The organism is Parapedobacter tibetensis, assembly GCF_024704835.1.
GTDB lineage: Bacteria > Bacteroidota > Bacteroidia > Sphingobacteriales > Sphingobacteriaceae > Parapedobacter > Parapedobacter tibetensis.
Genome location: NZ_JAMXBE010000035.1, coordinates 1 through 9,660 on the forward strand (window position 1 = coordinate 1; position 9,660 = coordinate 9,660).

Genomic DNA, 9,660 nt, shown 5'->3' on the forward strand with positions numbered 1-9,660 from the left:
AAGTCAAATGGATGATGTTGAGGATGGAACTGAGTGGAATGACACAAACCTTATTTTTGAAATCACAAAAAAGGATGACAAAACAAAAATTCAGTTTACCCATTTTGGATTGGTACCTGAATTTGAATGTTATACGGTCTGTACAAAAGCCTGGGGTTTTTATATTAGAAGTAGTTTACAGAGATTGATTACGACGGGCCAACGAGAACCGATTAAGTAAAGAATAAATTTCTTATACCACACACATTCTTTATAGTCATTAAAAATTAAAAAAATATAGAAAGGAGGACAGCTATGTTATTAAAAAATAAGAACGCCGTTATTTACGGAGGAGGAGGGGCCATCGGCGGAGCCGTCGCACGAGTATTTGCCAGGGAGGGCGCAAGAGTCTTTATCGCCGGGCGGACACAGGCCAGGCTCGACGTTGTGGCGGCTGACATCACCGCGGCAGGCGGAGCCGTCGAAACCGCCCTAGTTGACGCCTTCGACCAGCGGGCAGTCGAAAAGCATACCGCTGCAATTGCGGCGAAAGCCGGCGGTATCGACATCGCCCTCAACGCTGTGAGTGTCATGCATGACCAGGGAACTATGCTGGTAGACCTATCGTTGGACAAATTCATGCAGCCGATTGAGGGTTTCTTGCGGACGCTTTTCATTACGAGCAAAGCTGTAGTACGTCATATGGGCGGGAAGCGTCCCGGCGTGATTCTGACCTTATCCACGCCGGGTTCTAAAATGGCTGCGCCCGGCGCTTTAGCGTACAGCGTGACCTGCGCCGGTAAGGAGTCCTTCTCGCGGGTTCTGGCCGCGGAACTGGCACCTAAAAACATCCGGGTTATCTGCCTCCGTCCACACGCTATTGCAGACGCGCCAGCAGCGGGTTCCTACACGAACGACCTCTTCAAGACGCTTATCTGGTATAAAGAGACTGCCGACGGCCAACCGGTGGAGAAATGGCTACCGGACTCGGCGATGGCCCAAAGCACAATGTTGAAACGCTTGCCGACTCTCTCGGAAGTAGCAGAGACGGCGGCTTTCCTGGCTTCGGATCGGGCCGGAGCCATGACAGGAACGGTTGCCAATTTGTCGTGTGGCTCAGTTGTGGATTGACTGAATCAGAACCCTTTCTTGATTTAAGCACTTTATTTTATTACCTTTGTTTCACTATGGTTATTGAGCGGACAGACAAGGAAATCATTTTTCGCTTACCGGTGGATACCGATATCCACGGATTGCAGCGTATTGTGAATTACTTCAAGTATAAGGAAACAATCAAAGCAAGCGAAGGAACGGAAAAACAAGCCAATAAACTTGCCAACGAATCGAAAAAACGTTGGTGGGTCGAAAATAAACAGCGCTTTATTAAGTGAACGTCGTTGTAGATACCAATATCGTTTTCAGCACGCTCCTCAACCCTAAATCTACCATCGGGGAAATAAATCCTGATGAATCTACAGGATAAATTCACATTCTTCGGGCCTGAATTGTTGATTGATGAGTTGGAGCGATACGCCATTTGTGGCCTTGGCTTTAGAATTAAATACCAAGTTATGGACAGGTGACAAGACCCTTGCTAAAGGGCTGCAAAAGAAATGCTCAAGCATCATCATTGGTACCACAGAAATGAAGAGCCTTTTGAAATGACCGGTGATACTTCTCCCCTGTTTTGGTGATGTATACCACGGCATCCTTTTGCTGGGTGCTTCCTGCCAGGCTGCTTTACTTTTATATATCGATAGGTATACTATGTTGACATTCTTGCCTTTATAGGCACCATCCTTTCAGTCCGGGACTAGCTTCAACAAGTTTATGATCGATCTATGCAAATCGCATACGGTTAGCCGTTTATGCCGCCATTTACCTTTGTTAAACTCGCTACACCCGGTTTTCAAAGGGTTTGTCTGTGATCGTGTTGGGAGCTTTTACAAGGTTTTTATGTCCTTCGCAACTAACGTTAAATCGTTATTGAGTTGATGTCCACCGCTTTTAATTTCCCTAAAGTTCGCCCAAGTAAGTTTTTGCCTATATTGTTCAAAGTGCGAAACTGGAACCTCCTCGTCATCTTTGCAATGGTACAAAAAAAATGGTACGTCAGCGGGCAAGTTGCCGGCAAAATCGGTTTTGAGTTTTAACCCTGCCTTCCACTCTTCGTTTCCGCTCCAAAACGGTGCGGCCAGGAGGAAGACCCCCTTAATCTTTTTATTTATGGTGGTTTCGGAAAGGCATTTCAAAATCATAGACGCACCGAACGAATGCCCAGCCAAGATAAGTTCGTTATCAACTTTGGCAATCTCTTCGCCAATCTGCTTCGTCCAGCCAAAATCAAGTGCCGATTCGTCCCATTGCATTTCCGGGTTGCCGATCATGTATCCTTTCCCTAGGGCTGCTCTCAGCGAAGCAACCAATACTTCGTCGGCTTCGTAACCTCCATCGCCTGCTCCATGTATAAATAGTATTTGCATGCTCATACGGAATCTAGCTAGTTGTTTTAAATCAGTTTGCCTTCTGCGATTGCTGTTACATGAGGCCAGCTCCCAGCGGCACGATAACACAAAGATACCGCTACGATCTGGCAATAGGGCTGGGAAAAGGAGACAAACTACGGGGGTAGAAAAGACAGCAGGCATCCTTTCTTCCGGTATGATCTGGAATCTGGTAATAAAACCGACAAAAACAGCTACCCCGATGATGCCGGTCCAGTTCATCAGCATCACCTTCCAACCGATCAGCAATACGGCCATTCCCAGGTAAATGGGGTTTCGTGAGAACCTGTAAACGCCGGCAGTGACCAAAGCGGCTACCCCGGGTAACGAATGCCGACCCGGCCGTTCCGTCGTACGGTGCTTGTATAGGGTGGGTGTCAAACAATACCTGCATCGAACCCTTTATCGGTTTTGATGAAAAGCTATTCATATCAAAAAGGGGTGGCCGATGGTTTCGACCAAGGTTATCCGGATACTTTGCTAGTAAGGAATTCCAGGTTTTCCGTAATCTTTTCAATATCCCAGTCCCACCATTTCATCGCCAAAAGAACCTCAATCTTTTTTGGGGAAAGCCGTTTCCTGATTTCCTTTGCGGGATTGCCACCTACAATCGTGTACGGAGCAACATCTTTTACCACGGTTGCATTCGTAGCGATGATGACCCCATCCCCAACTTTTACCCCAGGCATAATCGTCGCGTTATTCCCGATCCACACGTCGTTTCCGATTATGTTGATAAAGCCATGAGCAGACCCATGTCTCCAAAAATCCATGCAAACAATGAGGGCTTACCGTAAAGCCCGCCAATAATATGTTCTGAGCTGGCCACATAGGAACTGAATGCTGTAAAAAGAAGCGTGGTGATGGTCGTATATCGAAGAAAAGTCCGGTTGCGCAAAACATTCCCCATAGATTTACCAATACTGTCAGCGTCATTGTTGAAGCCGACAGCGAATCCTGCGTTTGAATTTCTTTTCCGCTTTACTCATTGAATAGATCGTCTAATAATTCATCGCGCTCTTCGCAGCATAGGGCGTAAAACAGGCGAACCGCCGGATTGGATCTCGCCGATAACCTCGAAACCGTGACGCTCATATAACGAAATATTCTTAGGGTTCGAGGATTCGAGATACGCGATTAATCCATCACGGTCGACGGCCTTGAGCGCTTCAGTCATCAGGGCGGAGCCCACACCGAGGCCTTGATGCGCCGGGTCGACGCCGATCATCGGCAAATACCAGTGCGGCTCGGTCGGATGAAATTTTTCCATTTGCTCAAAAATTACCGGCATATATTCTTTTATATCGTCGCCAGCGTTTTCGTTGAGCAGTCTCATCAGCGATTCCCCATCGGATTCGGCACCGGGCGGCAGCCATAGGGCGGCGCCGAGGAAACCATTGGCAATGTAGGCCGTCCCCTTCTCGAATGCGCCGCTGCCGAAAGCCCTCGCTAAAGAAGGGAAAGTTGCCAAATATTTTGCAGGATCCGGCAGAGACCAGCGGGCCATCGGGTCAGTGCTGAATGCCAATGTCAATGCGCCGAAGGTGCGGGCTTCATCCGATGCCAGGGCGGTTTTTATTGTCGTTGTCATCATCATTTTTCACTTTGTGTGTATTCCGGTAAAAGGGTATCAGTAATCCGGAGCAAGGTTCGCCACCGCGGTGAGTTGGTGAAGCCTGTCTATCAGGATTACTCCTAAGTTCAAAGATACAAAACGTGCTTCAAAATAATAAGATGAGGGAAATTAAAAAACCGTTCTTAATAAAAGATAATACTAAATTTGTTGCAGCGATGACCAGCACAGTAATTGAACCTGATAGCAATGTGTCGTTATTCGTCAAGAACATCCTGGTTTTTAAGGGTGATATGATGGACGATCAAACGACTGTAATGCCTTTTTTTGCGGACGGCTACCCGGGTCTGATATTCCACATTACAGCAAAAGGCATGTGGGCGCAACCGCAAAATAAAAAAATGCCGACGACCTACCTGTATGGCCAAACCATCCATCCCGTAGAAATCCATGTCAAAGGCAGCTATGACATCATCGCTTTCCAGCTCTATCCGTTTGTGCTGAACAGTTTCTTCCATGTCGATTCAAGGAAATTGAACAATGCTTGTTATGACCTGCAGCAACTGGATTCTTGGAAACCCTTCGAAGCGAACCTGCTAAACGAACAGGATACCACTAAGCAAATCCATATCATCCAAACCTACCTGCTTAGCCTGTTCAACGCCAGGAAACAGCATTTGGACCTGGCGGTAAGGCAAGGACTGCAGCTGATACTTGACCACAAGGCGCAGATTTCCGTAACAGAATTATGCGAGCAGGTTTATCTAACGATCAGGACGTTTGAGCGGCGCTTCATCAAAGAGGTGGGTGTTTCGGCAAGGGATTTCATTCAGATTACGAAATTCCAGCAATCGTTGGAACAACTGACCCAAAAGCGGTATACCAAGCTTAACGATATTGTATTTGCCAACGGGTTTGCCGACCAATCCCATTTCATCAGGGTCTTTAAGGCCTTTACAGGCAAAACGCCCAAACGATTCGACCAAGCGTAACGTTGCATTTTGTCGTATCCATTCTATTTTTGTCTCCCGCCCGGCTATAATTTTGTCCAATAAAACTTAGAAAACATGAGTAACAAAATTTTAGTAATCGGCAGTAAAGGCAAAACTGGCCGAAGGGTTTTTGAAAAACTCAACAGAAAGGGTGCGGATGTTGCACCTGCATCAAGAAGCAGTCTGATACCGTTTGACTGGTATGATCCGACAACATGGGCAAATGCGATGACCGGAAAGGACAGCGTATATGTGACGTTCCAGCCGGATCTCGCCATTCCGCAATCCGTCGAAATCATTACCCGTTTCGTGGACACCGCAAAACAGGCGGGTGTAAGGAAGCTGGTGCTTCTTTCCGGCAGGGGCGAGCCGAAGAACATGGATTGCGAAAACATCGTCATCGGGTCGGGTCTGGACCACACCATCGTAAGGGCGAGCTTTTTCATGCAGAACTTCAGCGAGGGCTTCTGGCTGGATGAGATCCTCGGAGGCGAATTGGTGGTGCCTGTTGGGACAGCCAAAGAACCCTTTGTTGATGCTGACGATATTGCCGATGTGGTGGTAGAGGCATTGCTCGATGATGCGCACAATGGTAAGACATATGAATTGACCGGCCCGGAGCTACTTTCTTTTAAAGAGGCCGTATCGAAGATAGCCAGTCCTTTAGGACGGGAAATAAAATTAACGGAAATTGGAATCGAAGACTATGTGGCGATACTAAGAGACTACCAGCTTCCGGAAGATTACGTATGGCTGATCCGGTATCTGTTTTCGGAGCTGCTGGACGGAAGGAATGAATCGATCAAAAATGACATTGAATCGGTTTTGAAGTGTAAATCAAGTTCATTTGGGGAATATGTGCAAAGGACCATCCCTGCCGGGATATGGACCGCCCCAACCTTAATCACGGCGCCATGAATACGCATCAATTGCTATACGGTGTTTGCGTGCTGCTTACGGGCTTGGTAGCCGGGCTGTTTTACGGCTACCAATGCTCCGTGATCAATGGACTGGGTGCATTGAAGAATCGGGAATACATTGCTGCTTTCCAAAACATAGACCGGGTTATCCAAAACCCGGTCTTTTTTGCCAGCTTTTTGGGTTGTGTGGTGCTGTTGCCCCTAACAACCTACACGTTTTATAGAACAGAGACAGCCTCGGTGATGCCCTACGTGTTGATGGCCACGATTACTTACATGATTGGCGTCTTCGGCGTTACCATCTTTTTCAATGTCCCGTTGAATAACACCTTAGGCGCTTTCGATATCCAGTCTGCAACGGACAGTCAGGCGCAAGCCGTGCGGCTAGGTTTTGAAAAGGCTTGGAACAAATGGCACCTGATACGCACGCTGGCAGCCATCGCTTCTTTCATGATGTTGATCATTCCACTGATGAAGAAAGTATGAGTAAAAAGGACAATACATGAAACGAATTATTGCTTTACGCTTGTTGAGAATTTTCATCGTATCGACACCCTTGGCACTTCAATCTTACCAAAAGGCCCGGGATATAGATCCGGACCATTCCGTCTTGCCCATCAAGAGTAAACCAGTAAACTGGGTTGATGAAAATGGTACCGGTAAAGCGATCGTTTATCACATTCCGAGTAACACGGAGTGTAGGAGTTGCCATAATAGCAATAAGGAAATAGTACCCATAGGCCCCAAAACCAGAAACCTGAACGTTGAGGTAATGCGCAACGATACGATGCAAAACCAACTAACCTATCTGGTAAACGAAGGAAGTTTGCATCCAACAAACCCAAGTTTATTTATTTCAACACCAAACGTCAATGATCAAAGCGCGAGCCTATCCAGCAGGGGGCGAGCATACCTGGATATGAATTGCGCCCATTGCCATCATGGCAACGGTGATGCTTCGAGGATCAGGTACCGAATGGACTTTGAGACAGATCTGGAGGCTTCAAAAATCCGAAAAGGTAAGAATCGTATTATGAATTGGATGATGAATGGACGTATGCCAAAAATAGGCACAACCGTAATTGATGAAAAAGGGGTTTTGTTGATTAAAGAATATTTAGAAACATTATGAGATTAGGCATTGCACATCAGGGATCCCACCGATAGCCGGCAAGCACCCCCGAAAGCCGTGGAGCCACTAATGCATGGAAGATATAAGGCGGTGCATTGCGCAACTTGTCAATGCTTGAAGTGATCATCGTATCCCGGTCGGAATGCCTTGAAAATTTCCGGTAGGGAAAATCAACATGGACCCAATTTAGCGAGAGTTGTATGCTGTCTATCTGCAAACGGTGGTTTACACGCAAACTATCCCAAAGGGGGGTGATGACCGTGTCTTCACTGTTGATCGTAAACGACGATGAAACCGGCCCCACCGCACTTAATAACGATGAAACCAATTCGGCCGTTTCATTGGTCTCACCGGATGCATTGTCCAATCCCAGGGAATAAGACGAAGACGGAAGCGGCTGCTTCAGCCTGTAGGCTAGGTACGAAACCGCAGCACCGCTCGCAAGCGGTCCGGTCATGTAGGTCTGCTTTTCTTCGTAGGCCCATTGGGCCGAAGCATGGTCTATCTCCAACGGGTAGCCGTTTACGGTGTCCAATTGGAGCAACTCAACGATTTCCGGCGTGTTCTCCGTATAAACAAGCGTTAATTCAGCAGGAGACCACGTAGATGGGTAGCTGATGAGCGTATCAAGTAGTTCGCCGAGCACGCGCTTATGCACATCGCTTAATTGCGGGCTGATTGCTACCTGTAGGGTATCTCCACGCTCGGACGTTGTGAGGGTAAACGATCGGTTCGCTGCATCGGGCTCGGCGGTGAGCGAAAGCAATCCCTTCAATTCATCGATTGTACGTACGGTGTCTACGGGCTTTCCGTTGGTGGTAAGCGATAGGGTCGTTTTTGGCGATTCAGGCGCGTTGCAAGATGACACAGCGAGAATCAACACGGCCCATGATAACATGGTGATTAGTCTCATAACACAAAGATATCGTACATTCCTTGAGCTCACAATCCCTGAAATGAGGGGTTTCAAACGAAAACCCCTCATTTCAGGGATACTCCTTGTAAGCGTAATGATGGCGTTTATCTGTATTTGTACAGATACCGGGTATTAGCCGATTAGAAACTCATTCATTTTTTCTTTGAAATTATGTGAGTGGCCTTTTCACCATGTGTTACTTGCGTATCCGTAAATCCTAGTTTGGGTAAATCAATTCCCGAAAGTAAGTGTTCTCCGGATCCAAGAAATAGAGGTGAGATTGCTATATGCATTTCATCAATTAGACCAGCTTCTAAAAATTGACGAATTGTAGATACTCCTCCTCCGATGCTTATGTCTTTTCCATTAGCAACTTTCTTAGCTTTTTCCATAGCAGATTCAATGCCGTCTGCGACAAAATGAAACGTTGTTCCTCCTTTCATGGTGATAGGCTCTCTTTCATAGTGTGTCAAAACAAATACTGGAACATGATAGGGTGGTTGTTCGCCCCACCAGCCTTTCCATTCATCATCTGGCCAGGGTCCGCGAATGGGTCCAAACATATTGCGTCCCATAATCCAGGCACCAATATTTTCTAATGATTTTTCAGCAAATTCATTGTCTGTTCCTTCTGTACCATCCTCTTTTCCCATCATCTGCTGAAACATTTTTGTCGGAAACATCCACTCGTGAAGTTCCTCACCACCTTCACCTAGCCCGTACTCTCTGCTTTGATTCGGGCCGGCTCCAAAACCATCCAATGAAATTGAAAATGCTGTTACTTTTACTTTACTCATATGTACCTCCTTATTTAAATTATCAATTTGATTTGTCTTTTCTATTAAACTCCCTTCTAATTACTTATTGTCAGTTTCTTTGAATGCCACATAACGGTGGCAATATGAAAAGTTGGGGAGTTCGGGGCGGTTCGTTGTTTTTGTCTTCAATATTATTTCTGTCTAGTATAACCCAATAATATAGTACCACATTCGAATGGTTTGCATTCCTTTAACTGCAACGATAAACTGCTATTAATGAATTTTAAAATGGGTTCATCTCTACTAATGGCAAGAGGGTCTATAAACAGATAATATTCATCTACCAGTCTGTGTTCGACTAAGGACGATACAAATGAATTACCACCATAAACGATGATGTCTTTTCCATTGTTTTCCTTCAAGTTTTTTATTTCCTCTTCCAAATCACCTTTAATGATAGTGGTATTATCCCATTTATTGGACTTAAGTTTGTTAGAAAAAATAACTTTGGAGATATCATTAATTGGTTTTCCAACTCTGTTGTTAATATCGTTGGGTCTCGGATTTTCTGCAACTTCTTTCCAATAAGGAATAAAAGCTTCCGCCGTGATGCGTCCTAGTAAAATGTTGTCCACATTTTTAAGGTTGTCAATACAGAAGGTTACCATATCATCATCCCAATGTATTCCTTCAAAATTCATTTGTACTTTTAGCTTTCTCATGTTGTTTAATTTTTTTGTCGTGATTTTTATCTCTCAGTTTTATGTATATCGGTTAAAGGTTACTGTAGTTTTACAATGATCGCCAACGTGCCGCAGATAAGAAACGTGGGGCTTTTCGAAGCTGCTACATAACCATTGTTGCAGAAAATTCACACCCTTTTTAT

General features: G+C 45.7%; 13 protein-coding genes and 1 pseudogene. 8 read left to right on the forward strand and 6 right to left on the reverse strand.

The genetic code is table 11. The features are described from left to right. From NF543_RS24620 to NF543_RS25615, 4 genes are all read left to right on the forward strand, one after another. On the forward strand, positions 1–220 hold a 220-nt coding region (locus NF543_RS24620), incomplete at its 5' end, for an SRPBCC family protein (protein WP_505560203.1). Positions 221–294: 74 nt separating this feature from the next. Beyond that, positions 295–1,110: an SDR family NAD(P)-dependent oxidoreductase gene (locus NF543_RS24625; protein ID WP_257670855.1), complete on the forward strand. Its 816-nt coding sequence runs from the start codon at positions 295–297 to the stop codon at positions 1,108–1,110. Between the two features lie 56 nt (positions 1,111–1,166). After that, a complete protein-coding gene (locus NF543_RS24630) occupies positions 1,167–1,370 on the forward strand; it encodes a hypothetical protein (protein ID WP_257670856.1) in 204 nt (67 codons plus the stop codon). A gap of 124 nt (positions 1,371–1,494) precedes the next feature. Beyond that, positions 1,495–1,644: a PIN domain-containing protein gene (locus tag NF543_RS25615; protein WP_373275033.1), complete on the forward strand. Its 150-nt coding sequence runs from the start codon at positions 1,495–1,497 to the stop codon at positions 1,642–1,644. Positions 1,645–1,922: 278 nt separating this feature from the next. On the opposite strand, the gene NF543_RS24635 is transcribed toward NF543_RS25615, so the two are convergent. The 3 genes and pseudogenes from NF543_RS24635 to NF543_RS24645 form a co-directional block, all read right to left on the reverse strand. Next, positions 1,923–2,864 (reverse strand): alpha/beta hydrolase, encoded by a 942-nt coding sequence (locus NF543_RS24635; RefSeq protein WP_257670857.1) that lies wholly within the window; start codon positions 2,862–2,864, stop codon positions 1,923–1,925. Positions 2,865–2,947: 83 nt separating this feature from the next. Next, positions 2,948–3,211, reverse strand: a pseudogene (locus tag NF543_RS24640) (CatB-related O-acetyltransferase); the annotation flags it as partial. A gap of 281 nt (positions 3,212–3,492) precedes the next feature. After that, on the reverse strand, positions 3,493–4,077 hold the full coding sequence (locus NF543_RS24645; RefSeq protein WP_257670859.1) for a GNAT family N-acetyltransferase: 585 nt from the start codon (positions 4,075–4,077) through the stop codon (positions 3,493–3,495). A 197-nt stretch (positions 4,078–4,274) separates the two neighbouring features. On the opposite strand from NF543_RS24645, the gene NF543_RS24650 reads away from it, so the two are divergent. From NF543_RS24650 to NF543_RS24665, 4 genes are all read left to right on the forward strand, one after another. Then, positions 4,275–5,048 (forward strand): helix-turn-helix domain-containing protein, encoded by a 774-nt coding sequence (locus NF543_RS24650; protein WP_257670860.1) that lies wholly within the window; start codon positions 4,275–4,277, stop codon positions 5,046–5,048. A 75-nt stretch (positions 5,049–5,123) separates the two neighbouring features. Further along, on the forward strand, positions 5,124–5,966 hold the full coding sequence (locus tag NF543_RS24655; RefSeq protein ID WP_257670861.1) for an SDR family oxidoreductase: 843 nt from the start codon (positions 5,124–5,126) through the stop codon (positions 5,964–5,966). After that, complete coding sequence (locus NF543_RS24660; protein ID WP_257670862.1) at positions 5,963–6,454, forward strand: anthrone oxygenase family protein; 492 nt, start codon at positions 5,963–5,965, stop codon at positions 6,452–6,454. Before NF543_RS24655 ends, NF543_RS24660 begins: the two co-directional genes overlap by 4 nt. Before the next feature lie 16 nt (positions 6,455–6,470). Further along, positions 6,471–7,100, forward strand: a complete 630-nt coding sequence (locus NF543_RS24665) for a c-type cytochrome (RefSeq protein ID WP_257670863.1) — start codon at positions 6,471–6,473, stop codon at positions 7,098–7,100. Positions 7,101–7,116: 16 nt separating this feature from the next. Here the strand turns inward: NF543_RS24665 and NF543_RS24670 are convergent, their stop codons facing one another. From NF543_RS24670 to NF543_RS24680, 3 genes are all read right to left on the reverse strand, one after another. Then, entirely contained in the window at positions 7,117–8,013 is an 897-nt protein-coding gene (locus NF543_RS24670; protein ID WP_257670864.1) for a hypothetical protein, read from the reverse strand. A 155-nt stretch (positions 8,014–8,168) separates the two neighbouring features. Continuing rightward, the gene (locus tag NF543_RS24675) at positions 8,169–8,813 is read right to left on the reverse strand and encodes a dihydrofolate reductase family protein (protein WP_257670865.1); all 645 of its coding nucleotides are present in this window, start codon (positions 8,811–8,813) and stop codon (positions 8,169–8,171) included. A 152-nt stretch (positions 8,814–8,965) separates the two neighbouring features. After that, positions 8,966–9,496, reverse strand: a complete 531-nt coding sequence (locus NF543_RS24680) for a dihydrofolate reductase family protein (protein ID WP_257670866.1) — start codon at positions 9,494–9,496, stop codon at positions 8,966–8,968. Positions 9,497–9,660: the final 164 nt, after the last annotated feature.

Excerpts from the sequence above, each read along its gene's own strand:
- NF543_RS24625 (WP_257670855.1), top strand. The coding sequence starts at position 295 with ATGTTATTAAAAAATAAGAACGCCGTTATTTACGGAGGAGGAGGGGCC.
- NF543_RS24630 (WP_257670856.1), top strand. The coding sequence starts at position 1,167 with ATGGTTATTGAGCGGACAGACAAGGAAATCATTTTTCGCTTACCGGTG.
- NF543_RS25615 (WP_373275033.1), top strand. The coding sequence starts at position 1,495 with ATGAGTTGGAGCGATACGCCATTTGTGGCCTTGGCTTTAGAATTAAAT.
- NF543_RS24645 (WP_257670859.1), bottom strand. The coding sequence starts at position 4,077 with ATGATGACAACGACAATAAAAACCGCCCTGGCATCGGATGAAGCCCGC.
- NF543_RS24650 (WP_257670860.1), top strand. The coding sequence starts at position 4,275 with ATGACCAGCACAGTAATTGAACCTGATAGCAATGTGTCGTTATTCGTC.
- NF543_RS24655 (WP_257670861.1), top strand. The coding sequence starts at position 5,124 with ATGAGTAACAAAATTTTAGTAATCGGCAGTAAAGGCAAAACTGGCCGA.
- NF543_RS24660 (WP_257670862.1), top strand. The coding sequence starts at position 5,963 with ATGAATACGCATCAATTGCTATACGGTGTTTGCGTGCTGCTTACGGGC.
- NF543_RS24665 (WP_257670863.1), top strand. The coding sequence starts at position 6,471 with ATGAAACGAATTATTGCTTTACGCTTGTTGAGAATTTTCATCGTATCG.
- NF543_RS24670 (WP_257670864.1), bottom strand. The coding sequence starts at position 8,013 with ATGAGACTAATCACCATGTTATCATGGGCCGTGTTGATTCTCGCTGTG.
- NF543_RS24675 (WP_257670865.1), bottom strand. The coding sequence starts at position 8,813 with ATGAGTAAAGTAAAAGTAACAGCATTTTCAATTTCATTGGATGGTTTT.
- NF543_RS24680 (WP_257670866.1), bottom strand. The coding sequence starts at position 9,496 with ATGAGAAAGCTAAAAGTACAAATGAATTTTGAAGGAATACATTGGGAT.